The following is a 23,277-nucleotide window of genomic DNA, read 5'->3' on the forward strand; positions in this document are numbered from 1 at the left end:
CGCGGCGGCAGGGGAAGGTGCGCCCGGTGCCGCCGGTCGCGGTCCCCGGCGGACGGCCGGTGCGCCGGCGGCGGGGCCTCAGCCGGCCGGAGGTTCGTACAGCGGCAGGAAGTTGATGACCGGTTCCTCGTAGGGGTGGACCCGGCGCACCGCCTGCAGGACGGCGCGGGCCCGGTCCTCGTGGCAGACCGACTCGACCCGGTACTCCGCGCCCCGTTGCACCGCGCCGACCTCGCCGTCGTAGGGCTGCGAACCGGGCAGCGGCAGCCAGGTGCCGGTGACGCGCCAGGTGCTGGCGCACCTGGCGTACTCCCCCACCTGTCCCGCACCGGCTTCGTGGAGGGCGTCGATCACCTTCTCCACATGGCTCTCCGGAACGGATATCTCGATCTTCAGACGCACCATGCCGGGACCCTAGCAACACCGGCCGCGGGGCTGTGCGGAGCACCGGGCGTCGACGGTCCGTGCTCCGCACCGCCCGGCGGCCGGTCAGTCGGCCAGCCGGTCCGATTCGAGCAGGACCCCCTCGTAGGCGAGCCACTGGGCGAAGGAGTGCAGCCCGCGCGCCAGGCCCGTCGCGGGTGTCCAGCCGGGCGGCCGTGCGATGTCGGCCGGGGTGTGCCGGCCCGGGTCGCCGTCCGGTGCCGTGCGCACCGGCACGGGCCGCACGGCCTCGTGCACGGCGCGGGCCAGCTCGGCCGTCGTGCACGGCTTCTCGGCCGCGACCACGAGGTCGTGGTTCTCCGGCCGGTCGCGCAGGACCGTCTCGATCGCGTCGGCGAGGTCGTTGACGTACACGGGATGCACCGGGGCGTCCGGGTCGCCCACGACCGTCACGGGGCGGCTGCGCAGCGCGTCCCACACCATCCGGCCGATGAGGGTGTGGCGCGAGCAGCCCGGACCGTAGACCTCCCCCACGCCCAGCACGTACGGGACGGGGTCGCCGTGCGGACGGACCGTCACCTCCGGTTCGGCGCGGTGGAGCCGGGTCAGGTCGATCACGGCGGCGGGGAGCCCCGACCGGTCGGCCAGCCTGCGTACGAGGTGTTCCCCGAGGGGGGTCGCCGCCCCGTGCCAGACAGGACCGTCCGGTCGTCGCGGGCGGTGCGTGCGGTGTTCGGCGGCGGCTTCGCGTCCGGCCCGCAGCGCCCGGTGCGCCACCTCGGCCAGGGGCTCGCGGCGTCGTGCGATCAGCTCCTCCGTACCGGCGTTGCTGATGCCGCCGGGGCCGATCGTCGCGACCGCCTCCGCATACGCCTCCGATGCCGTGGGCGGTACGGCGAGTCCGGTGCGGCCCGCCTCGAATCCCATGGCCAGGGCCGTCAGCCAGGTTCCCCGTGCGTCCGCCCCGGTCGCGCCGGTGCCGGGCGGGCGCAGCAGCGCGGCGGGGAGCCCGGCGCCCCGGAGGTACTGCTCCGCGTCGAGGTGCAGCCAGCGTTGCGGGCCGGGGCCCGGGACCCGTACCGCGCACTGTGCGACGCCGTGCTTGAAGAACGGCAGCACCGTCGGTCCGGTGAGGAGCCGGCCCTCCTCCCCCGGCCGGTCCTCCGGCAGGAAGCAGACCGAACGGCGCGGGCCGCGGAAGGCGTTGCCGGAGATGGAGCCGCGGTCGTCGTGCTCGACGAGGTTGGGCACGGCGACATGGCGCGGAACACTGTTGTCACGTAAGTAACGGTGCATCAGAATGTCGTCGGGCCAACCGCCGAGGCGTTGCCTGCCGTACGTGACGAAGCCCTCGGCGACCCGGCGCGGCAGCACGATCGCCACGCACGGGAAGTACTCGTTGACGGCGTCGACCCAGCGGGCGCCGGCCATCGCCCCGAACCGCACGGCCGCCCCGTTGCGGGAGTCCCAGAGGGCGAACAGGGCCAGTGCCGCGTCGGGAAACTCCTCGATCGCGCACCGGACCCGGTCGTAGAAGGATTCGGACAACACCATGTCGTCCTGGACCACCAGTTGATGTGTGGCCCCGTCCTCGATCTCCGACCATGCGGCGAGTGCGGTGCGCAGTACCGACGGGGTGCCCGTGGGGTCGGGATCCATGACCACCCGCAACAGGCCGGACGGCGCGTTCAGGGCCATTTCCTCGGCTGCCGCACGGCGTCTGGGATGGGTCATGACCACCGCGCTGAGCCGTTGACGCGTCATGCGTCCTCCCTCTCTCCGTATTCGCCCGGCGGGCCGGGCGCAAGCCGGATCCGGACAGTACGGGCCCCTCCGACGGGCCGCAAGAGTGCCGAAATCGCCCTCTGGCAGGCCGGGTACGGCCCATGGATGCTTGCCTGGCACGCCGGTCCCGTGAAGCGCGTGCACCTCTCCCGACACGCCGAAAAGAGGCTTCCATGCCCGGGTTACCCCACTCGACCGCTGCCGTCGTGGGCACCGAGGAGACCGTTCGTTCCCGGCTCGAAAAGCTCCGCGACGCCCGTGTCGTCGTGACCGGCGGCGGCGGTCTCGTCGGCAGCCGGCTGGTCGCTCTGCTGCGGAGTGCCGGAGCCGTCGTCACCGTCCTGGACCGCATGGACGCCTATCCCGGGTCCGGCCACGAGACCTTCGGCGTGGCCCGCAGCGGCGCCCGGCTGGTCGTCGGCGACGTCCGCGACGCCGAGACCGTCGGCGGGCTGCTGCGCGACGCCGACTTCGTGGTCCACGCGGCCGCCTTCGCGGACGTCGCCGCCTGCACCCGGCGCCCCGACATCGCCTTCCGCGCCAATGTGGAGGGCACCCAGGTCGTCCTGGAGCAGGCCGCCCGGTTCCCGGTGCGCCGGCTCGTGCTGGTCTCCTCCGCCTCCGTGTACGGCGACGGCGCGTCCGACACCGAGGGTCCGCAGGTCTTCCACGAGGACCAGCCGCTCTTCCCGGTGTCCGTGTACGCCAACTCCAAGCTGTGGGCGGAGCACCAGACGCGGCTGATGCTCGGTGCCTCCAGCGGCACCGAGTACGCGGTGGTGCGCTACTTCTCCGTGTACGGCGAGCCGCAGATCCCCAAACCGGGCAGCCACTCCTGGATGGTGCCCTGGCTCTCGCTCCAGGCCCGCCTCGGCCGGCCCATGCGACTCAACGGCGGCGGTGACCAGGTCCGCGACCTCATCCATGTGGACGACGTCGCCGCGGCCACCGCGCTCGCCCTGATCGAGGAGCAGATGGCCGGGCGGACCGTGAACGTCGGCACGGGCCGGCCCACCTCGGTCCGCGAGGTGGCCGATCTGATCGCCCCGTACTTCCCCGGCTCGCGGCGGATCGTCACCCCGCGCCCCGAGGGGGACCCGCTCGGCGGCTACGCCTGTGTCGAGCGCTCCCGCGAACTCCTGCGCTGGCGGGCCGGCATCGAGGTCCGGGAGGGCGTGGACCGGTACGTGCGGTGGCTGCTGGCGACGCCGGACGCCACGCCACGCTGGCTGGCGGAGGAGTACGGACGACCGGAAGGGACGTGACACGCTGCGCACCGACGGGCCCCCGGGGGCGCACGGACGGCGACGAAGGCGATGAGTGCACGATGAGTCACACCGGTTCCTACATCTGGTCGTTGCGCCGGCAGGTCGGCTCCCGGAAGCTGCTGGTGCCCGGCGCTCAGGTGCTCCTGATCGACGCCGAGGGCCGCGGGCTGTTCCAGCAGCGCGCGGACAACGGGGTCTGGGAGCTGCCGGCCGGTGCCTGCGAGGAGGACGGCGACTTCGCCGACGCCGCCGTCCGCGAGGTCGCCGAGGAGACCGGCCTGCGGGTGGAGCGGGACGACCTGGTGGCGTTCGGGACGCTCTCCGATCCCCGGGTGCACACCCTGACGTACCCGAACGGGGACGTGACGCACTGCTTCGCGCTCTGCTTCGTCGCCCGGCGCTGGTCCGGGGCGCTGTCGCCCGGTGCCGACGAGGTGCGCCGGGCCCTGTTCCGGCCGCTGGACGCCGCGCCCCGGCCGCTGCACCCGCCGACGGCCGTGGTGCTGTCCATGTACGAGAGGTTCCTCTCGGAAGGAAGGTTCCAGGCAAGGTGAACGCCATGTACCCGATACGCGCGGTGGTGCCCTGCCGGGCCTGTCTGTCCGGTGAGGACCTGGACTGGCTCGGCGGGGGCCGCTCGGTGAGCCTCGCGCTCGGTCTGATGACGACCGTGGAGGTCCGTCCCGCCGCCGCGTCCGACGGCGGGGCCGAGGACGGGGCCGAGGACGGCTGGCAGCGGGAGGTGTGGGCGTTCCTGCGCGCGCGGCTGGCCGGGCTCGGCCCGCGCCCGCCCGCCGTCGTGGTGCGCAGCCGGGCGCCCTCGGCGAGCGGTCTGTCCTCGTCCACGGCCCGGATCGTGGCGCTGTTCCGGGCGTTCGCGGACGCCGCCCTCCCCGGGCGGCGGCTCTCCGACGCCACGATCACGCAGTGGGCGTACGAGTTCGAGTTCGCCGTCTTCAACGGTGGCGGCATGGACCATCTCGCGGTCGTCGAGGGCGGTGCGCTGCTCCTCGACGGCCGCGAGCAGGGGCTGCCGTCCGTGCGGGACCGGATGGAGTTCCCCGAGGGCTGGCGGGTGGTCGTCGTGGATTCCGGCACCCGCAAGGACACCGGGCACCACATCCGGGACGTGCGGGCGCAGCTCGCGTCCGGTGATCCCGCGCTGGCCGCCTACCGGTCCGCGGCCGACGAGGCGTCGGGCCGGGTGTGGGAGGCGTTGCGCGGCCGGGACCTGGCGGCGCTCGGGGCCGCGATGTCCGATGCCCATGCCGCCATGCGGGACCACCAGGGGATGTCGACGCCGCTGCTGGAGGAGTTGCGGGCGGTCGCGCTGCGTTCCGCCGGCCTGCCGCTGAAGCTCAGCGGGGCCGGCGGGGGCGGTGCGCTGGTCGGTGTCTGCCCGGTGGACGAGGTGGCGGGGACGGTGGAGCGCCTCGTGCGGGCGCTGGGGGTCTCCCATCCGGGTGCCCGGGTCGTGCCCACCGCGGCGGCCCCGGGCACCCGGCGTGGGCCGGTGCCTGTGGCGGGGGGTCAGATGAAGGGGTCGTAGTCCTGGGTGAGCGGGGGCTCGCCGGTTCCGCGGGCGATGCGTTCCAGCTCCAGGTTGGAGCGGTGGCGGGCGCAGTGGAACCGGCAGTCCCGGCTCGGGTCGACGATTCCCCGGCGGTCCGCGTCCTGCCAGATGTCGGCGAGGTCGTCGGTGACGGCGTCGCCGATCCGCGCGAGCGGGTTGCCCCGGTGGTAGGAGCACACGTACACCCCGGATGGGGTGATGAGGGTGCGGAGTTCGGCGACCCGGCAGCGGTCGTACTCCTTGGGCTGGACGGGGCCGACGTGGCCGCGCAGCGAGGTGAGGGTGGAGGAGTTGACGAGCTGGAAGCTCTCGCTCTCCAGCCGGGCGGCCTCGGCGAGCTGGCGGTCGACGGATTCCAGCATCTCGCCGGGTACCTGCACGATGTGGTGGTCGTCGTCGAACATGGCCTTGGTCTCGAAGTAGTCGCAGCCGATGTCGTGGGCGAGTTCGGCGGCGCGCAGCACCTCGTGGTGGTTGGTGACGGTCTCTCCGCCGGGTTCCCGGCGTGACATCACGAGGAAGGAGTAGCCGAGCGCTCCGGTCTTCTCGGCGGCGAGCAGCCGCATGTTCTCGATGACCTTGTCGAAGACGCTGCGGCCCTTGCGGTCGGGCCGGAACAGGCCGTACGTGTCGGCGGTGCCGGCGTCGACGGAGACCCGGACCCAGGTGGCGTACTGGGCGAGCTCGGCAAGGTTCTGCCTGATCATCGTGCCGTTGGTGACGACCCCGACGGCCAGGCCCGCTTCGCCGAGGATGCGTAAGACCTTGCGGGTGCCCCGGTGGGCGAGGGGTTCCCCGCCGCCTATGAGGACCACCGCCCGTACGGACATGGCGACGAGTTCCTCGGCGAGGGCGGCGAGCCGTTCGGGGGTGAAGCGCCCCTGGTTGAGGAGCTTTCCGCTGATGCACTCGGGGCAGGCCAGGTCGCAGAAGGTGGTCGGGTCGAGGTCCACGACGAGCGGGGCGCTGGAGGGTTCGCCGGCCGCGGCCCGGAGGATCCGGGGCCAGCCGGTGGGCTGGTACAGCTTGGAGACGAGGTCGAGGCGGTCGTGCGTCACGGGGCTCTCCTCTGCGGGATGTACGGGGTGTCGTCGGCGGGTCGTACCGGTCCCGGCCGGGCGTCGCTCAGCCCTTGACCGCTCCGGTGGCCAGCCCCGCGGCGATCTTGCGCTGGACGGCCAGGAAGAAGACGACGACGGGCAGGGCGGTGAGTGTGGCGCCCGCCATCAGTCCGCCGTAGTCGGTGCCGAAGCTGGTCTGGAAGGAGACCAGCCAGATGCTGAGGGTCTGCTTCTCCGGGGTGGACAGCAGGACGTAGACGAGGACGTACTCGTTCCACGCCTGCACCATCGCGAAGACGGAGGTGGCGACGAGGCCGGGGGCGAGCAGCGGCAGGACGACCCGGACGAAGGCGCCGAGCCGGCCGCAGCCGTCGACCATCGCCGCCTCCTCGAGTTCCACCGGGATCGCGGAGATGAAGCCGCGCAGCATCCACACGGTGAACGGCAGGGTGAAGACGAGGTAGACGAGGATCACGCCGCCGAGGCTGTCGGTGAGGCCGGCGTCGTTGAGCAGCAGGTAGACGGGGATGACGAGGGCGGCGAGCGGGATCATCTGGACGGTGAGGACGACCACGACGAACGCCTTGCGGCCGGCGAAGCGGAAGCGGGCCAGGGCGAACGCGGCGAGGGTGCCGACCAGGAGGGAGACCAGGACGGTGCCCAGGCCGATGACGGCGCTGGAGCGGACGTTGGGCCAGAAGGTCTCCGTGCCCATCGCGCGGGCGAAGTTGTCGAGGGTGGGGCTGCTCGGCCAGAACTCGGGCGGCAGGCTGAGGATCTCGGTCGCGGGCCGGAACGCGGTGAGGACCATCCAGTAGACGGGGAAGCCTATGACGGCGGCCACGAGGAGGCCGAGGAGGTCGTACCGTCGTCGGGAGCGCCGTCCGGCCCCCGTCCCGCGTCCCTTGCGCACCTGGCTCATTCGGCCTCCCCCAGTCTCAGCATCTGCCGCAGGTACACGACGGCACCGGCGAGCAGCAGGACGACGGTGACCAGGGCGATCGCGGCTCCGGTGCTGTAGCGGTTGACGGCGAACGACTCGATGAAGGAGTAGACGCCGAGCAGGTAGTACTCGCGTTCCGGCTGGCCGCCGCGCATCAGCCAGATCTGGTTGAAGACGCCGAAGTCCCAGATCGCCATCAGGGTGGTGACCATCACGAAGAGGGGTTTGATCGAGGGGAAGGTGACGTACCGGAAGACCTGGAACGGGCGGGCGCCGTCGATGAGGGCGGACTCCTCCAGTTCCTGCGGGATCTGGGCGAGTGCCGCGTGCAGGCTGACGGCGACGAACGGCAGCGCGCCCCAGACGACGACCGCGGTGATCACGGCGAAGCCCTGCCAGGGGTCGGTGAACCAGTTGTGGCGGGTGAGGTCGATGCCGGGCAGTGTCGTGAGGAGCCAGTTGACCAGGCCGTAGTCCGCGTCGAAGAGCCAGCGGAAGATGGCCGCGGCGACCATCACCGGCATCGCCCACACGGCGACGAGCACACCGGCGAGGACCGCCCGCACCCATGGCGAGGTCCGCCGCATCAGCAGGGCGATCAGCAGGCCGAGCAGCATGGTGAGGGTGACGCAGACGGCGGTGAACAGGGCCGTGCGGGCCACCACCGTCCAGAAGAACCCGTCGCCGAGGATCGTCCGGAACTGCGCGAGGCCGGCCCAGGGCGGTGACTCGCCGCTGAACAGTTCCTTGCGGGTCATGTCCTGGAAGGCCAGGGTCACCATGTCGACCAGCGGATAGGCCAGGACCACGACGAGGGCGAGGAGAGCCGGGGCGATCAGCAGGTAGGGCAGATGGGGGCGTGGCCTTCGGCCGGCCGGATCAGCGCTCATTGATCACTGCGTCGATCCTGCGGTCCGCCTCGCGTGCGGCGTCCCGCACGGACGCCTTTCCGGTGGCGATACGTTCCAGCATCTCGGGCAGGACGTTGGACTTCTCCACCGAGGTCCAGCCGGGGGCGAGCGGGGTGACCCAGCCGCGCGCGGCGGCCTGGGCCGCAGGACCGTTTATGCCCCCTGCCGCGACGTCGGCGAGTTGCACGGTGTTGTTCGGGAGGGTGTTGGCGTCGATCAGCTTCTGCTGCGACTCGCTGTCAGTGAAGATGCGGATCCAGTCGGCGGCCAGTTTCTGGTTCCGCGACTTGGCGGGCACGGCCAGGGTGGAGCCGCCGAGGAACGGCGGGAGCAGCTGTCCGGAGGGGCCGGGGAAGGCGAAGGTGGCGAACTTGTCCTTGAGCGCCGGGTCGCCCCCGGAGCGGGGGTCGGCGGCGGCCTGGGCCTCCCAGGTGTTGCCGTAGAAGACGCCGACCTTGCCCTGTCCGACGACGCCCGGCTGGTCGCCGTTGTCCTTCGCCCGGTCGCCGACGTAGTAGTCGTCCAGGAGCTTCTTCCAGGTGGTGAGTCCGGCGACGGACTTCGGCGAGGAGAGGGCGCCCTGCCAGCGGCCGTTCTTCTCCACCGCCATCTCGCCGCCCGCGTCCTTGACGAAGCCCATGGCCGCGGACCAGTAGCGGCCGGGCATGTAGAAGGCCGAGAAGCCGGGGTCCTCGGCGCCGTACTTCTTCTTGAGCCGGTCGAGGGCGGAGATCAGCTCGGGGTAGGTGCGCGGGGCGCGGGCGATGCCGGTTTCCTTGAAGTAGTCGGTGCGGTAGACGCCGACGCGCGCTCCCGCGTAGTACGGCACGCAGTAGGTCTCGCCGTCGAGGCGACAGGCGTCGGCGAGGGCGGGCAGCCACTGGTCCGAGCGGTCGAAGCTCTTCGGGTCCAGTGGTGCGAAGGCGCCGTTGACGAGGTAGTTGGTGGTTTCGCTGTTGCCCATCTCGACGACGTCGGGCACGTTCCGGCCCGCGAGGACGGCGTCGAGCTTCTGGTTCTTCGTCGTCCACTGCTGGTACTGGACGTCGACCTTCACGCCCGGGTGCTGCTTCGCGAACCTGGCGTTGGCGGCGGAGACCATCTCGGGCCAGCTCTCGCGGGCGTCCACGGTCAGCCACACCGTCAGGTCGCCGTCCGCCCGTCCGTCCCCGTCTCCCGAACCGCACCCCGCCACCGCGAGCAGCAACAGGGCTCCCAGAATCCCGGATCGGCGGGGCAGACGCAGTGTCATGGGTTCCTCCGTGCGGGATTCGTCAAGACGTACGGGCTTCGGTGACGGTCTTCTCACTACCCCGCGGATCACGGCTCTCCGCCACGACACGGAGTTTCGGCCGGAAGACGGCGGTGTGCTTCCCACGAAGGGCCCAGCGTTCGCCCGTTGCGCTGCGTCGATGCCGCCGGGTGACGAAAGGGACGGGGTCGTACTCGGGCCACATTGACGCGATTGGCACGGTGGGTAGCCGGTCCGCTCTTGACGGTGACGGCATGGTGCCCGCAGTTTGGGCCCCTGCGGCACTCCACGACCCCGATCGAAGGGCTTGTACGTGACCGAGCAGAGCACCCCCGCGTCCGACGCCTCCGCCCCCGCCGGCTCCGAGCGCCCCGTACGGGTCAACGCCTGGAACGGGTGGGACCCGCTGAGGCATGTGATCGTCGGCCGCGCGGAGGGCACCGTGGTGCAGGCCCCCGAGCACGCGGTGCGCCGCGACTATCCCGACGACGGCTTCCCGTTGGGGACGTACGGCCCCATGCCCGCGGACATGGTGGCCGAGGCCGATCAGCAGCTCGACGACTTCTCGGAGATGCTTCGGCGGCGCGGCATCCGTGTGGACCGTCCCACCCCGATCGACTTCACCCGGGAGGTGTCCACCCCGGAGTGGGCGCACGACTCGATGTTCGGCTGCATGCCGCCCCGGGACCTGCTGCTCACGGTCGGCAACGAGGTCCTCGAAGCGACCATGTCGTACCGCAGCCGCTGGTTCGAGTACCTGTGCTACCGGCCGGTGCTGCAGAACCTCTTCGACTCCGACGACCGGATGCGCTGGGAGGCCGCGCCCAAGCCGCGGCTCACGGACGCCTCGTACAAGACCGGGTTCTGGGACACGTACAACGACCTGTCGACCGAGGAGCAGTTGGCCCGGGTCCGTGACTACGACCTGGTGCTCACCGAGGCGGAGCCGCTCTTCGACGCGGCGGACGTGGCACGGTTCGGCAAGGACCTCTTCGTTCAGCTGTCGTTCGTCACCAACAGGAGCGGCTACGAGTGGCTGCGCCGCCACTTCCCCGACCACCGGGTGCACGCGGTGACCTCGACCAACACCCATCCGCTGCACATCGACGCGACCTGGGTGCCGCTGCGGCCCGGCCTGGTGCTGCACTGCGGGGAGCGGCTCGCGGACGCCGAGCTGATGGAGTTCTTCAAGCTCAACGACTGGGAGATCGTGGAGGCCGTGCAGCCGGCCAGCTGGGACCACCCGCCGAAGCTGTCCTTCTGCAGTCCGTGGCTCGCCGGGAACATGCTGAACCTCGACGAGAACACCCTGTGCGTGGAGGAGAAGGAGGTGCGGCTCGCCGAACAGTTGTCCTCGTACGGGTTCGAGATCGTGCCGGTGCCGTTCCGGGCGGTCGGGCCGTTCGGCGGCGGGCTGCACTGCGCGACCGTCGACATCGAGCGGGACGGCACCCTGGAGGACTACTTCCCGCACCGGTACGGCCGGTTCTAGGCGGATCCCGTGGTGGTGACGGACGGGACCCGTGCGGTCGTCCTCGACTTCTACGGGACGCTCGTGCGGATGGTGGAGCCGTTGCCGCCGGACCATCGCGGCATCTTCGCCCGCCGGGGCCTGGCGGCGCAGGGCGATCTCTGGGGCGACCAGTGGTCGGTGGGCCCCGGCGAGGGCGAGGAGCACGCGGCGCACTCGGTCGACGAGACGGCGTACGTGACGTGGGAACGCGACCGGCTGCGGCGCCGGGCGCGGGCCTGCGGCGTGCCGGAGGCCGAGCTCGGCGGTCTGGTCGCCGAGCTCGACCGGGCGATGAAGGCGGTCCGGCTGGAGCTCTATCCGGATGTGCCCGGGGTGCTCGCGCGGCTGCGGGAGCGGGGCCTGCTGATCGGGGTGTGCTCCAACTGGTTCTGGAACCTGGAGGACTGCGTCGAGGCGGTGGGGATCGGCGGGGCCGTGGACGTGGTGGTGGGCTCCGCGCGGGCGGGGGCCCGCAAGCCGCATCCGCTGATCTACCGCACGCTGGTCGAGCGGTGCGCGCTGCCGGCGGACCGGGTGCTGTTCGTCGGGGACATGTGGGTGCCCGACGTGCTCGGTCCGCTGGCGGCGGGGATGCGGGCGGCGCACCTGTGGCGGCCCGACCGGGCGGTGGAGGGTGTCGCGCCGCCCCTGCCGGAGGGGGTGGTGCGGATCACCGGTCTGGGCGACCTGGTCCGGGCCGCGGACCCCGGTGGCGGAGCCGGTCGAGGAGGTTGCGGGTGACGCGGACGACGGCCGGGTCCTGCTCGTGTCCGCAGACCACGGGCCAGTCGGTGGTGCCGGCGGTGAAGACGGTGCCGCCGCCTGCGGTGTGCAGGCCCATGGTGGCGGCCCGGGGGCTGCTGATGGTCGGTTCGCGCACGGGGCCGTTCCAGTGGCCCCATTTGAAGTGATGGAAATCCTCGTGCACCGGTTCGAGGACGTGAATTCCGAGAATGAGGAATGATTTCGGCGTTCCGTCCTCACCGGTGGCGCGGGCGATTCCGTCCGCGTCGCAGGAGAACGCGGCACCGTCGCATTCGTATCCGATGAGGGGAGTGCCTGCCCCCAGCCGGTCCGCCGTTCCCCCGTCGGATCCGTCGCGCAATCCGGTTCCCTCATAGATCCAGTGGTCTGCGTGCTGCACGGTGTATCCGACGCGGGGGCGGTCGCCGGGCCATTCGGTGGCGGGCCACATTCCGCCGTTCCGGAAACTCACTCCGGTGAGCGTGTTCTCGGGATTTCCGACTCCGTCGGGTTCGGGTGCCCACCACTGGTCGGTGGCGGGCAGGTGGGGGTATTCGTCGCCGACGTGGTGATCGGTGTCGGAGACGAAAGCGGTGTTCCCGTCCGTCGGGTGGACCCGCCACCAGCAGGTGTTGGCGCTGAGAAAAGCGATGTTCCCGCCGTCGGCCACGAACCGCTCCGCGTGGGTGCGCATCGCGGCGCTCCAGTACTCGTCGTGGCCGACGCTGAGGAGCAGGTCGTAGGGGGCGAGCAGGCCAGGGTCCTCGTGCAGGTCGAGGTCGGTGCAGTACTCGACGGGGTAGCCGTGGCGTTCCAGCCAGGCGATGAAGGGCGCGTCCCAGTAGGCGAGGTCGATCACGCCCCCGGGGCGGTGGAGGCTGACCTTGTGACCTCGTGGTTCGTCGCCGTCCCCGGCCCGGTGGACGGGGTGGTCGTAGAGGCTGACGGCGCGTTCCAGACCGGGCCGGTCGGAGCGGTTGTAGGCGTGCCGGGTGAAGGTGGACTTCTTGTAGAGGATGCGGGAGCGGCTGCCGGGGACGCGGGGGCGCACGACGAAGAACTCCCGGGCGTGCCCCTCGATGTGCTCCGCGTCGAGGAGCGGGGGGTCGTCGGGGCGGTCCGGGCCGCATTCGACGAATTCGACCAGATGGATTCCCGGCTCCCAGTCCCCCGGTACGGGCAGGGTGAGCGGCGGCCAGTTCCAGTCGTCGGCGGGCGACGCGCGTCCGGGTAATTCGTCGGGGTGACCGGGCGGGGTGTGCAGGCCGCCCGGATACTCACCGGATTCCCCGACGGGTATGAGTTCCTCGCCGAGCCGGTAGAAACGGAGCCGGAACCGGGGGGCGTCGGTGGAGAGATGGAACGTCACTTCCCCGCCGACGGTGACACTTTCACGTCCGAGATATCCCTCAATCATGCCGCTCATGCTAGGCAGCCGCCGCACCGACGACAACGGCACCATCAACCGGCCATTCGATACCCTGTTTTCGGACACGGCGGGTGGGCCGGGACTTTCCGCCACGACTGTTGGGTAGGGCGGAGTCCGGAAAAGGGCACGGCCGTCCGTCGATCGGTGAGGGGCTCGCATGAGCGATGAATTCCGCGGTGAATTCCGTGTACGGGAACTGGTGCTGGGGATCGAGGGGCTCGCGCTGCTGCGCCACGCCGTGGACGGTGACGAGGCGTTCCTCCGGGAAAGGGTGGCCGACATCCGCCGCTTCGCCCTCGACGAGGAGAAGCTTCCGGACGGCGGGGCCCTGGTCAGCGAGCTCGACCCGGCCGCGGGCTACGCGTCCTGGTCGGCGGTGTACGACTCGCTGCCCAGCTCGTACATCGAGGTGGAGGAGCCGGTCGTCCACGCGATCCTCGACGGTCTCGAACCGGGGGTGGCGCTCGACGCCGCCTGCGGCACCGGCCGGCAGACCCGGGCGCTGGCCGCTCGCGGGCACCGGGTCATCGGCGTCGACCAGTCGCCGCAGATGATCGCGAAGGCCCGCGAGCACACCCCGGAGGCCGAGTTCCGCGCGGGGCACCTGGACCGGCTGCCGCTCGACGACGACTCCGTGGATCTCGCCGTCTGTTCGCTGGCCATGACGCATCTTCCGGATCTCGTTCCCGGCGTGGCGGAGCTGGCCCGGGTGGTGCGGCCGGGCGGCCGGATCGTGGTCACGGACCTGCACCCGTTCGTGATCGCGCTCCAGGGCCAGTGCCTCTTCGTGCACGGCGCCGAGGAACTCGCCTTCGTCCGCAACCACGTCCATCTGCCGAGCCGTTACCTGGAGGCGTTCGGCCGGGCGGGGCTGCGGGTGCGCGGCTGCCACGAGCCGTTGTTCAACGGGCGTCTGGCGCCCGGTGGTTACGAGGAGTTCATCGCGGACGCGGCCCACGCCGCCTGGGACGGCCTCCCGATCGTCGTCGTCTGGGACGTCGAGGTCCCGTCCGGCCGGGAGGCCCCGTGAGCCTGGTCCTGGTACGTCATTCGGAGCGGCCCGAGCTGTGGGACCGCATCCCCGAGCGGTTCGCCGGTGTGGTGCCCGAGTACAACCTGCACGGGGACATCAACGGGGACTACTGGAACCGGTTGTTCGACGACTTCCCGGAGTTCCAGTTCCTCCTGTACGACGACGAGCACGACGTGATCGCCGGTGCCGGCCGCTCGCTGCCCCGTACCTGGGACGGCACCGCGGCGGACCTCGGCCCGGGGCTGGACGACTCGATCGCGCGGGCCTTCGCGGACCGCGACGCCGGGCGCGCCCCGGACGCGCTGTGCGCGCTGGGCATCGAGGTGGCCGAGGACCATCAGGGCCGGGGGCTGTCCAAGGTGCTGCTCGACGCGATGGCGGACACGGCGCGGCGCGCCGGGCTCGCGACGGTCCTGGTGCCGGTGCGTCCCACCTGGAAGGAGCGGTATCCGCTGGTGCCGATCGAACGGTACGCGGCATGGACCCGGGACGACGGCGCCCCGTTCGACCCGTGGATCCGGACCCAGGTGGGTGCGGGCGGCACCCTCGCGGCGGCGTCCGCGCGTTCCTCGCGGATCACGGGGACGGTCGCCGAGTGGGAGAGCTGGACGGGGCTCGCCTTCCCGGAGGACGGGGAGTACGTCTTCCCCGGCGGTCTCGCGACGCTCCGGGTCGACCGGGCGCGGGACCTGGCCGCGTACTGGGAGCCGGGGGTGTGGATCACGCACCGGGCCGGGGACGGCCGGGCCTCTTAGCCGGACCCGGCACTCGGCGCCGGGCCCGGCCCACGAGTCGTCCGGCGCGTCCCTCAGCCGAGCCCCTCCCCCGCGCGGACGGCGGTCCACGCGAACGCGGTCATCGCACGGACCTCGTCCGCACCCGCCTCGGGGCGGCGTTCGGGCGGGAGTCCGGCGGGGCCCGCGGTGGCGACGGCGGAGTTCCGCAGCCGGTCGAGCGCGTCCGCGGGCACGCCGTCCGGCAGCGGTCCCAGCCCGCGGGCCGCCCGGGCCGCCTGCCGGCCGAGCAGCAGGCAGTGGATCCACAGCTCCTGTGCGAACTCTCCGCCGAAGGTGCGGGCCACCTCCGCCGCGAGGTCCTCGGGCAGGTGCGCGGCCCGCGCGGCATCGATCACGTCCTGCGTGAGGCCGGTCTCGGGCAGGGCGTCGCGCCAGCGGTGGTGTCCGCGCCCGCCGTCGGCGCCGTTTTCCTGCCCGACGAGCCGGATGTAGCCCTCGCCGTACCGCATGTACGGGATCCAGCCCGGCTCCTCCAGGACGCGGCCCCGGGCCAGCAGGGGGGCGGCGTCGGCGGCGGAGGTGGGGCAGGCGGCGAGGCGGATGCCCTGGGCCGCGTGGCCGTTGATGCTGCTCGTGCCGATGTGCTCGACGATGTTCGGCACGGCGAGCAGGCCCATCCGGCCCCGGCCGCGGAAGAAGACGGAGAACAGTTCGTCGTCGTGGCGTTCGGCGCTGTCGCGGGCGTACTCGCGGAAGGCTGCGGCGGTGTCGGCCGGCAGGCAGACGCCCAGGGACGGCGTGAACTCGTCGGGCACGGCCCGCACCCAGCCGGCACCGGCGAGGGCGGCGAGCCGGGCGGCGGCGCCGTTGCGGGCGTGCCAGTTGGTGTAGAAGACCAGCGCCTCGTCGGGGAACCGGGTGGCGGCGTCGGCGACGATCTCCAGGAGTTCGGCGGGGGCGTCGACGTCGTCCTGGACGACGAGGTGGTGACTGGCCCCGGGGGCTGCGGCCGCCCAGGCGACCAGGGCGGTGCGCAGTGCGGAGGGCGGCCCTTGCGGATCGGGGTCGAGGGCGAGGCCGTCGAGCCGCAACCGGGCGGCGAGGTCCTGGGCCTGGGCGAGGCGCACGGGATGCGTCATGACGGCCGAACTGATGTGAAACGTGGTCACCTTGGTCACACGGGGCTCCTCGGCAGGGGTCGTCGCCGGTCATGCTCGCAGAGCGCCGGAGACCGGAGCCGGGTGTGCAGGGAGTTTGGCCGGATCAGTGGCGGTGCCGGGTGCCCCGGTGGGAGCGGGCGAGGGGTTCGCCGTCGGTGGAGCAGCGCACGGCCCGGTGGTGGCGGGGTCCGGAGGCGTCGCCAGCGGGCGCGCCCGCGGTGTCGCGGCGGCGGAGGAGCAGGACCGCAGCGACGAGCCAGCCCAGGCCGACGACGACATCGGCGTACACGGCGGCGGCGAACGGCAGGGCTGCGGCATCGTGCACGGCCGCCATGACGAGAACCGCCGGTCCGGCCCCCGCCACGAGCAGCAGGTATCGCAGGAGTCGCCGCACCGTGGGCACCTCTCGTCCGTCGCACCGCTTCCGAGCAGTGAACGACAGTGCGTCGCATCTTGTGACGACTCATTCCGGTCACGCTGTTTCCGCCATGCGAACCTCCGGGCGCGTTCCGGGGGACGCCCCGTGACGGAAGAGGCAGTTCCGGGTACAGGCCGGGTCCAGCGGTGGGCCCTCCCTCCCCCGTAACGTCCCCGCGCAGCCCTGCTCACCCGACCTGGTCGCCAAGGAGTTCATCGTGGACGGACTCGTGAAATCACCGGTCCTCGTCATCTCGACCGTGCGGTCGGGGTCGACGCCGCTCCGGGGCGTGCTCAACACGCATTCCCGGGTGTACGCCGGTCACGAGATGCATCTGGGCGGGATACGGGTCGGGGCCGGGACCGATCCCGCGGTCGCGGCCATGAAGGAACTCGGCCTGTCCGGGACCGAGTTGGATTCGCTCTCCGATGTCTTCCGCGACCAGCCGGCCGGGACGCGGCTTCCCCACGGTCCCGAGGAGATCGGGGCCGAGGTGCGCGACAGCGCCCCCGCCCAGGTCTCCCCGATGTTCGAAGCGCTTGCCGAGGCCCGTGCCGGGCTGGACGGCATCACCGTCCGTGCGCACGGCCGATGCGGTCCCTGTCGGCACCCGGTGTCGGCGTACACCTGAATGTGCTCGTGCAGGTACGGGTGAGCGTGCGCAGTTCGTGGAGTGCGACAGGCCGTTTCCCGGGCCCGGCAGGCTGCTGCTGCTCTCGCACGGGCTCCCGGGTGTGTCAGTGGTGGTTGCGATCCTGGGCGGTATGGACGAGAAGACCTTCTGGGCGCTCATGGATGAGCTGGGCCGTCGCCCCGGTGACCGGCACGAACGGCTGGAGTGGCTGCGCGGGAAGTTGCGATGCCGGCCGGCCGCGGAATCAGTGGAGTTCCAGGCATGTCTGGAGGCCGCGTGCGAGGTAGTCGCCACGGACGCACTGTGGCGGGCGGTGCGCCGGATCGAGAGTGGTTTGTGCTCCGACGACGGCTTCGACTACTTCGCGCTCTGGCTGGTGGCCCAGGGGCGAGGGACGTACAGGGCGGTGCTTGCCGATCCGGATGTCCTCGCCGACGTCGCCGAGGTGCGGGCCCTGGCGGGACGGCATCCGCGCGAGTGGTGTGACGATGAGTGGCCGGAATGGGAGGAGCTCGACTACGTGGCCCAGGAGGTGTTCGACGAGCTGACGGGCCGGGGGAACGACTGCCTGGAGGCGTTCCACGAGGCCCTGGATACCGTCCAGGAGACATGGGCGAAGCCCGAGGAAGAGGTCCGCACCGCAGAAGCGACGGTGCGGATCGGGACACCGCGGCTCGACGCCCTCTTTCCTGTGGAAGCCGGCTCCCGATCGTGACGCGACGCCGACGTCCACGACCGCAGGCGGGGAGCCCGGGGTTCGCCCCTGCCGTCCGAGTGGGCACGTTCACCCGTACACACCTGAGCACTTGGCGCGTACACCGGAAGTGGGCGGTCGAGCGCACCTTCTCATGGCTCACCGCCCACCGCCGGCCCGTACGAGGTGCACCCGGCTCGACGGTCACCACGAAGGCCGCTCACACGTGTCACACCATGAGGCTCTTCACTCCGTGGGTACCCGTCGGCCCTGGGGGCTTGGTTGCCGGTCGCCATCCTGGTGTTCCTCTACCGCAGCGGCCACCGGGACGGCGTCAGTGAACAGGCTCCCCGTGCAGAATGGCGGCGAGGACTTCCTCTGCCTCTTCATCGAACCGTACTGTGACGTCTTCTGGTTGAAACCCGGTGACGAGTTCACCGTTGTGCCGGCTGATGAGGTGTCGGATCCCCAGTTCACGGTGGTTGCGGTCAAGCACCGTCTGGTCGTCTGGATCTTCGAAAGCGGCGATCCCGCGAAGGTGATCGTCGACTACACGGTCATCGACAGCAACGGAACCGAGCTGCCGGAGGGCTACCAGTGGCCTGCCGGCCGGAGCCCTTACTGACGCCCGGCCAACGGATCTCGAGCACGGTCCGGCATCACCGGTTGTTCCTGCACCGGTGGTGCCGGCGGACTGACCGCCGTTCCGACGCCGCCGTGATCCGGGCCATTCCCGACACCGCGCCGCAGCCGCCGACGCAATCGTCACCGTGCCGACCTGATCGTGGCCGCCGCGTCGGGAGCGGTCACGGGCAGGCCCGGCGGATGAGATCCGCTCACCACGAACGGCGAGAGGCGGGCCACGTCCTCATCGCGGACGTCGGAGCCGTCCACGCGCAGGTGCTTCACCGCCGCCGTCAGCAGCAGCAGCAGCAGGGGCCGCATCCCCTTCGGCCCCGTGCCGCTCTCGCCGTCCCTCTGCCGCCTGCTGCGCCCCCGAGACCAAATGCGCGGATCAGCGCACTCGTCCCCGCGGCTTCAGGGGGGTCGCGGGCAGTTCGGGGGCAGGCAGCGGGGGACCGTCGTACCCGTGAACGGCGCCGAACCGGTCCCCCGTCGCCCAGTCCGCACGAGCCTGCGCGATGTCCTCCTGGGACCGGCCGATGAAGTTCCACCACATGACGATCTCCTCCTCGAAGGGCTCGCCGCCCAGGAGCATGAGACCCGCGTCGGTGTCCGCGCGCAGGGGAAGTTCGGTGCGGCCGCAGCCGAGGTAGAGCATGGAGCCGGGCAGTACCGGCACGCCGTCGACCTCCGCCCGGCCGGACATCGAGAGCACCGCGTACTCGAAGTCCGGGTCGATCGGCAGCCGCGCCCCGGCTCCGGCGGTCAGGGCCATGTCGGCGCCGACGATCGGGGTGTAGACGGTGCCGGGCGAGGCGGCCCCGTCGAGTTCGCCCAGGATCAGTGTGACGGTGAGGCCGGGGGCGGTGACGGTCGGCAGGTCGGTGTGGTGCTGGAAGTGGGGTTCGACGTGGCGGTGGGCCTCGGGGAGCGCCACCCAGAGCTGGGCCCCGTGCAGAAACCTCGCGTGGGGCCTCGGGCTCTCCTCGGAGTGGCTGATGGCCCGGCCCGAGGTCATCAGGCCGAGTTCGCGCGGGCGGATCGTCCGGAGGCTGCCGAGGCTGTCCCGGTGCAGGACCTCGCCGTCGTGCAGCCAGCTGACCGTCTGCAGGCCCATGTGGGGGTGGGGCGGCACCTGCATCCCGGGTTCGTCGGCGATGTCGTCGGGGCCGTAGTGGTCGACGAAGGCCCAGGCCCCGACCATCCGGCGGCCCAGGTTGGGGAGCAGCCTGCGGACCTCGGTGGACTCCCCCAGCCGGACGTGGCGGGGGCTGAGGAGCTCACGTACGGGCTCGGCGACGACGAAGCCCCGTCCTCCGCAGACGGAGAGTGCGGCCTGGCGATCGAGATTGCTCATGGCGCTCAACCTATTCCCGTGCGGGCCCGGGGCCCCGGCTCCCCACGCCGACCACTTAGTGGAATATTCAACCACTAGGGGGTGTTCCGACGACTGCGGGATGACCGAGCGGGCATCCGCACCGGGAACCGGGCAGTCCGGGGCAGGGTGCGGAGCGCCCCGGGATGATCCGGCGACCGTGCGCGGGCACGGGCACCAGGGCTGCGGACAGGCCGTCGAGCCCATGAGGGAGGAGATCCGATGAGCGACACCTACTACGAGTTCGGTACGGCCGCCGAGCGCTGGGACCGTGCCCAGATGTTCTTCGGGGCGAAGGAGTACATGACCGCCGCCCGGATCCTGGAGGGGCTCGTCGCGGAGGTGCCGGAGCAGGTCGCGCCGCGTCTGCTGCTGGCCCGGACGTACTACCACTCGGCGCGGCTCGGCAAGGCCGAGACGGAGCTGCGGGCGGTCCTGGAGCGGGACCCGGTGGAGCACTACGCGCGGCTGATGCTCGGCCGCACGCTCGAACGCCAGGGGCGGAGCGCCGAGGCGACCGGTCACCTGCGGATGGCCGCCGCGTTCACCGGTGACCTCGACCTCGGCACGGGGAACTGACCCCGGCCGGGAGACGGCCACGGGGGCGAATCCGCGAGGGCGCCCCGACAGGATGCCTGTCGGGGCGCCCTCCGCGCGTGCGCCGCGACCGAGCGCTTCAGTCGACCCATCGGCCGTCCGGACCGGCGGACGGGGCGTCGTCACGCAGGGGCGCCGAGCGGCGGGTGGTCGAGCACGCGGGGCTCGTACTCGACCAGTTGGATGCGGCCGTCGAAGGTTCGGTGCCCGATCATCTCCAGGGCGACGTCCGGATAGCCGTCGTAGATGCGTTCCTCACCCGTGGCCCCGGTGATCACCGGGAACATCACGACCCGGAAGCGGTCGACGAGTCCGGCACGCAGCAGGGACCGGCACAGACCGAGGCTGCCGATCGTGCTGAGGAGCCCCGAGCCGCTCGACTTCATGGCGCGGACCGCCTCGACGGCGTCGTCGCGGACGAGCCTGGAGTTGGCCCACGTCAGCGGCTCCTGGAGAGAGGAGGAGAACACCACCTTGGAGGCTTGCGTGAGCTCGTCGACGGACGCCTCCTCCTCGGGCCTGAACTCGTCCTGGCCACCCGGGACCTCGCCCGCGGCAAAGCCCGACATCAGGCGGTAGGTGTTAGCCCCCATCAGGTAAGTGGCCTCGGGCTGCTCGCCGAGCCATGCGAGGTACTCCGGGCCCTCGAGGCCCCAGAACCCGGGCCATCCCTCTCCCGATGCGTAGCCGTCGAGGGAAGTGATGAAGTCGACGAGAAGCTCCGACATGACGGTGTCCTTTCCTGGGTGTCACGAGCTTGGACCGGCCGGGAGCCGAAAACTCATCGGTCGCGCCGCGGAACGACGAGAGAACGGTCCGCCCGGACCCCGGTGATGGATGCAAGAAGTGTGGTCCGTACCAAAGTATTGACACCCACTTGGTTCACTTCTTAAATCGAGAGCAGACCCAGGCACCTCTCCCCCGCACCCCCACGACACATGATTGTCATACGCATGACAATCATGTGTTCCGCACGGGAAGGACCCCCATGACCTCTCCCTCGCACTCCCCCCACCGCGCCCGCCGCCTCCTGGTGGCCGCGCTCTCCGTGCTCGCCCTGATCCCGGCGTCCGCCGGTCTCGCGTCGGGGACGCCACTGCCCCGGCCACCGGCCGGAGCCGCGGCGACGACGTTCGCCGACGAGTTCGACGGCCCCGCGGGCTCCGCCGTCGACGGCGGCAGGTGGCAGATCGAGACCGGCGACAACGTCAACAACCACGAACGGCAGTACTACACGGCCGGGAACAGCAACGCTGCACTCGACGGCCAGGGCCACCTGGTCATCACCGCGCGCCGGGAGAACCCCGGCAACCACCAGTGCTGGTACGGGACGTGCGAGTACACCTCGGCGCGGCTGAACACGGCCGGCCGGTTCACCCAGACGTACGGGCACGTCGAGGCGAGGATGAAGGTGCCGCGCGGCCAGGGCATGTGGCCCGCGTTCTGGATGCTGGGCGACGACATCGGGCAGGTCGGCTGGCCGAACTCGGGCGAGATCGACGTCATGGAGAACGTCGGCTTCGAACCGTCCACCGTGCACGGCACGTTGCACGGTCCCGGCTACTCCGGCTCCGGCGGGATCGGCGCCGCGTACACCCTGCCCGGCGGCCAGGCGTTCGCCGACGACTTCCACACCTTCGCGGTGGACTGGGCGCCCGGTTCGGTGACCTGGTCGGTGGACGGCAACGTCTACCAGCGCCGTACGCCCGCCGATCTCCAGGGCAACGCCTGGGTGTTCGACAAGCCCTTCTTCCTGATCCTCAACCTCGCGGTCGGCGGCTACTGGCCGGGCGACCCCGACGGCAGCACCTCCTTCCCGCAACAGCTCGTCGTCGACCACGTCCGGGTCACCACCGGCGACCTCCGGCCACCGGTCTGACCCGCGTGCCCGGACCGGGGGCCGAGGCGGTCCCCGGTCCCGGCGCGTCCGCCCCGCACGATTCCTGCCGGTGAGTCCTGGTCACAGCATCCGCAACGACTGGTTGCGGTCGCCCCCGCACGCCGAGGATGGCGGGCGACTCGGGAGGTGGCGGGAATTGTCGGCGAAACGTGTCGTGGCCGGGGACGATCCCGTACTGCGCTTTCGCGGTGCGGTGTCGTTGCAGCACGGACCGGGCTGGGTCGCGCCCTGGCGGGTGCCGTACGAGGAGGCGCGGCTCCATCTGCCGGAGGGCGGGATCGGGCGGGCCGCCATGCCCGCCGGGGTGCGCGTCACCCTGCGGACCGACAGCCGGGAGATCGGCTGCCGCTATCTGGCCGACCCCGCGCCCCGGCTCAACGGCCCCCGGGAACGGCCCCGGCTGGACGTGGTGCGGGACGGCCGGATCTTCACCACCGTCGAGCTCAGGTGCGACGGCGAGGACGCCGGGTTCCTGGTGTCCGGGCTGCCGGAACGGATGGGCACCGTCGAGCTCTGGCTCCCCCCGTACCACCAGTTCCGGCTGCGCGCCCTGGTCGTCGACCGGACGGCGGCCGTCGAGCGCGACGAGCGCGGGGGCCCGCGCTGGGTGCACTACGGCAGCTCCATATCGCAGGGCAGGGGCGCCCGTTCGCCCGCCAGGGCCTGGCCGGCGCTCGTCGCCCGACGGGCCGGGCTCGATCTGACGTCCATCGCGCTGGGCGCGGCGTGCTGCCTCCAGCCGATGTCGGCCCGGCTCATGCGCGACCTGCCGGCCGAGCTGCTCACGGCGTGCGTCGGCATCAACGTCCAGGCGCTCGGGAGCCACAGCCCGGACGCCTTCACCTCCGCCCTGATCGGTTTCGTGGCCACGGTCCGCGAACGGCATCCGACGACGCCCTTCGCGCTGATGTCGACGATCATCGCACCGGACCGCGAGACGGTCCCCGGGCCTTCCGGGCTGACCGTCCAGGACTGCCGCATCCGGGTCCGGCAGGCCGTGGAGCTCCTCCGGCAGCACGGCGACACCGCCCTCCACCACATCGACGGGCTCGACGTCTTCGGCCCGCGCGAGGCCGGGCTGCTGCTGGAACCGGAGGGGCTGGACCGGCTGCATCCGGGGCCGGCCGGCCATCCGGTCCTCGCCGGGCGCTTCCTGGCCGCGCTGCGCCGCAGCCTGTGTGTGCCAGTACCAGCATGATTCGGGATCTGGTTGCCCCGCGCCCGTACCGGAACGATCGCCTC

The 23,277-nt window shown here is 71.7% G+C and carries 25 protein-coding genes; 13 read left to right on the top strand and 12 right to left on the bottom strand.

The features are described 5' to 3' along the window. Window positions 1-78 precede the first annotated feature (78 nt). Both ABZZ04_RS24740 and ABZZ04_RS24745 read right to left on the bottom strand, forming a co-directional pair. Window positions 79-405: a hypothetical protein gene (locus ABZZ04_RS24740; RefSeq protein ID WP_356934387.1), complete on the bottom strand. Its 327-nt coding sequence runs from the start codon at window positions 403-405 to the stop codon at window positions 79-81. An 84-nt stretch (window positions 406-489) separates the two neighbouring features. Beyond that, the gene (locus ABZZ04_RS24745) at window positions 490-2,148 is read right to left on the bottom strand and encodes a hypothetical protein (RefSeq protein WP_356934388.1); all 1,659 of its coding nucleotides are present in this window, start codon (window positions 2,146-2,148) and stop codon (window positions 490-492) included. 194 nt (window positions 2,149-2,342) lie between these two features. On the opposite strand from ABZZ04_RS24745, the gene ABZZ04_RS24750 reads away from it, so the two are divergent. From ABZZ04_RS24750 to ABZZ04_RS24760, 3 genes are all read left to right on the top strand, one after another. Next, on the top strand, window positions 2,343-3,434 hold the full coding sequence (locus tag ABZZ04_RS24750; RefSeq protein ID WP_356934389.1) for an NAD(P)-dependent oxidoreductase: 1,092 nt from the start codon (window positions 2,343-2,345) through the stop codon (window positions 3,432-3,434). A gap of 62 nt (window positions 3,435-3,496) precedes the next feature. Further along, complete coding sequence (locus tag ABZZ04_RS24755; RefSeq protein WP_356934390.1) at window positions 3,497-3,991, top strand: NUDIX domain-containing protein; 495 nt, start codon at window positions 3,497-3,499, stop codon at window positions 3,989-3,991. Between the two features lie 5 nt (window positions 3,992-3,996). Next, the gene (locus ABZZ04_RS24760) at window positions 3,997-4,986 is read left to right on the top strand and encodes a galactokinase (RefSeq protein WP_356934391.1); all 990 of its coding nucleotides are present in this window, start codon (window positions 3,997-3,999) and stop codon (window positions 4,984-4,986) included. Here the strand turns inward: ABZZ04_RS24760 and ABZZ04_RS24765 are convergent. From ABZZ04_RS24765 to ABZZ04_RS24780, 4 genes are all read right to left on the bottom strand, one after another. Then, window positions 4,968-6,068, bottom strand: a complete 1,101-nt coding sequence (locus ABZZ04_RS24765) for a radical SAM protein (protein WP_356934392.1) — start codon at window positions 6,066-6,068, stop codon at window positions 4,968-4,970. The genes ABZZ04_RS24760 and ABZZ04_RS24765 overlap by 19 nt on opposite strands. A 67-nt stretch (window positions 6,069-6,135) precedes the next feature. Continuing rightward, window positions 6,136-6,993, bottom strand: coding sequence for a carbohydrate ABC transporter permease (locus tag ABZZ04_RS24770; protein WP_356934393.1), 858 nt, complete (start codon window positions 6,991-6,993; stop codon window positions 6,136-6,138). Beyond that, window positions 6,990-7,904, bottom strand: a complete 915-nt coding sequence (locus ABZZ04_RS24775) for a sugar ABC transporter permease (RefSeq protein ID WP_356934394.1) — start codon at window positions 7,902-7,904, stop codon at window positions 6,990-6,992. The genes ABZZ04_RS24770 and ABZZ04_RS24775 overlap by 4 nt, the downstream gene beginning before the upstream one ends. Beyond that, window positions 7,894-9,177 carry an extracellular solute-binding protein gene (locus ABZZ04_RS24780; protein WP_356934395.1) on the bottom strand — a complete coding sequence of 428 codons (1,284 nt, stop codon included), beginning with the start codon at window positions 9,175-9,177 and terminating at the stop codon, window positions 7,894-7,896. The genes ABZZ04_RS24775 and ABZZ04_RS24780 overlap by 11 nt, the downstream gene beginning before the upstream one ends. Before the next feature lie 313 nt (window positions 9,178-9,490). On the opposite strand from ABZZ04_RS24780, the gene ABZZ04_RS24785 reads away from it, so the two are divergent. Next, on the top strand, window positions 9,491-10,669 hold the full coding sequence (locus ABZZ04_RS24785; protein WP_356934396.1) for a serine/threonine protein kinase: 1,179 nt from the start codon (window positions 9,491-9,493) through the stop codon (window positions 10,667-10,669). 9 nt (window positions 10,670-10,678) lie between these two features. Continuing rightward, complete coding sequence (locus tag ABZZ04_RS24790; RefSeq protein WP_356934397.1) at window positions 10,679-11,431, top strand: HAD family hydrolase; 753 nt, start codon at window positions 10,679-10,681, stop codon at window positions 11,429-11,431. On the opposite strand, the gene ABZZ04_RS24795 is transcribed toward ABZZ04_RS24790, so the two are convergent. Beyond that, a complete protein-coding gene (locus ABZZ04_RS24795) occupies window positions 11,361-12,851 on the bottom strand; it encodes a N,N-dimethylformamidase beta subunit family domain-containing protein (protein ID WP_356934398.1) in 1,491 nt (496 codons plus the stop codon). The two genes, ABZZ04_RS24790 and ABZZ04_RS24795, sit on opposite strands and share 71 nt — an antisense overlap. A gap of 169 nt (window positions 12,852-13,020) precedes the next feature. Between ABZZ04_RS24795 and ABZZ04_RS24800 the strand changes: the two genes are divergently transcribed. Both ABZZ04_RS24800 and ABZZ04_RS24805 read left to right on the top strand, forming a co-directional pair. Further along, a complete protein-coding gene (locus ABZZ04_RS24800; protein ID WP_356934399.1) occupies window positions 13,021-13,893 on the top strand; it encodes a class I SAM-dependent methyltransferase in 873 nt (290 codons plus the stop codon). Beyond that, window positions 13,890-14,651, top strand: coding sequence for a GNAT family N-acetyltransferase (locus tag ABZZ04_RS24805; protein WP_356934400.1), 762 nt, complete (start codon window positions 13,890-13,892; stop codon window positions 14,649-14,651). Before ABZZ04_RS24800 ends, ABZZ04_RS24805 begins: the two co-directional genes overlap by 4 nt. 53 nt (window positions 14,652-14,704) lie before the next feature. Here the strand turns inward: ABZZ04_RS24805 and ABZZ04_RS24810 are convergent, their stop codons facing one another. Both ABZZ04_RS24810 and ABZZ04_RS24815 read right to left on the bottom strand, forming a co-directional pair. Next, window positions 14,705-15,811 carry a hypothetical protein gene (locus tag ABZZ04_RS24810; RefSeq protein WP_356934401.1) on the bottom strand — a complete coding sequence of 369 codons (1,107 nt, stop codon included), beginning with the start codon at window positions 15,809-15,811 and terminating at the stop codon, window positions 14,705-14,707. 85 nt (window positions 15,812-15,896) lie between these two features. Continuing rightward, complete coding sequence (locus ABZZ04_RS24815) at window positions 15,897-16,187, bottom strand: hypothetical protein (RefSeq protein ID WP_356934402.1); 291 nt, start codon at window positions 16,185-16,187, stop codon at window positions 15,897-15,899. Between the two features lie 241 nt (window positions 16,188-16,428). On the opposite strand from ABZZ04_RS24815, the gene ABZZ04_RS24820 reads away from it, so the two are divergent. The 3 genes from ABZZ04_RS24820 to ABZZ04_RS24830 all read left to right on the top strand — a co-directional run bounded on the left by ABZZ04_RS24820 (window position 16,429) and on the right by ABZZ04_RS24830 (window position 18,164). Then, window positions 16,429-16,842, top strand: a complete 414-nt coding sequence (locus ABZZ04_RS24820) for a hypothetical protein (protein ID WP_356934403.1) — start codon at window positions 16,429-16,431, stop codon at window positions 16,840-16,842. A gap of 133 nt (window positions 16,843-16,975) precedes the next feature. After that, entirely contained in the window at window positions 16,976-17,560 is a 585-nt protein-coding gene (locus tag ABZZ04_RS24825; RefSeq protein WP_356934404.1) for a DUF4240 domain-containing protein, read from the top strand. A 331-nt stretch (window positions 17,561-17,891) separates the two neighbouring features. Next, window positions 17,892-18,164: a hypothetical protein gene (locus ABZZ04_RS24830; RefSeq protein WP_356934405.1), complete on the top strand. Its 273-nt coding sequence runs from the start codon at window positions 17,892-17,894 to the stop codon at window positions 18,162-18,164. 140 nt (window positions 18,165-18,304) lie between these two features. On the opposite strand, the gene ABZZ04_RS24835 is transcribed toward ABZZ04_RS24830, so the two are convergent. Beyond that, the gene (locus tag ABZZ04_RS24835; protein WP_356934406.1) at window positions 18,305-18,484 is read right to left on the bottom strand and encodes a hypothetical protein; all 180 of its coding nucleotides are present in this window, start codon (window positions 18,482-18,484) and stop codon (window positions 18,305-18,307) included. A gap of 70 nt (window positions 18,485-18,554) precedes the next feature. Then, entirely contained in the window at window positions 18,555-19,520 is a 966-nt protein-coding gene (locus ABZZ04_RS24840) for a pirin family protein (RefSeq protein ID WP_356934407.1), read from the bottom strand. A 240-nt stretch (window positions 19,521-19,760) separates the two neighbouring features. On the opposite strand from ABZZ04_RS24840, the gene ABZZ04_RS24845 reads away from it, so the two are divergent. Beyond that, window positions 19,761-20,117, top strand: coding sequence for a tetratricopeptide repeat protein (locus tag ABZZ04_RS24845; RefSeq protein WP_356934408.1), 357 nt, complete (start codon window positions 19,761-19,763; stop codon window positions 20,115-20,117). A gap of 140 nt (window positions 20,118-20,257) precedes the next feature. Here ABZZ04_RS24845 and ABZZ04_RS24850 read toward each other — a convergent pair whose 3' ends face one another. Continuing rightward, complete coding sequence (locus tag ABZZ04_RS24850) at window positions 20,258-20,863, bottom strand: dihydrofolate reductase family protein (protein WP_356934409.1); 606 nt, start codon at window positions 20,861-20,863, stop codon at window positions 20,258-20,260. Between the two features lie 260 nt (window positions 20,864-21,123). Here ABZZ04_RS24850 and ABZZ04_RS24855 point away from each other — a divergent pair, with 260 nt between their 5' ends. After that, on the top strand, window positions 21,124-22,014 hold the full coding sequence (locus ABZZ04_RS24855) for a glycoside hydrolase family 16 protein (RefSeq protein ID WP_356934410.1): 891 nt from the start codon (window positions 21,124-21,126) through the stop codon (window positions 22,012-22,014). A gap of 157 nt (window positions 22,015-22,171) precedes the next feature. Beyond that, the gene (locus ABZZ04_RS24860) at window positions 22,172-23,233 is read left to right on the top strand and encodes a GDSL-type esterase/lipase family protein (RefSeq protein WP_356934411.1); all 1,062 of its coding nucleotides are present in this window, start codon (window positions 22,172-22,174) and stop codon (window positions 23,231-23,233) included. The last annotated feature ends 44 nt before the right edge of the window (window positions 23,234-23,277 follow it).

It is taken from the genome of Streptomyces sp. NPDC006435 (assembly GCF_040612315.1).
GTDB lineage: Bacteria > Actinomycetota > Actinomycetes > Streptomycetales > Streptomycetaceae > Streptomyces.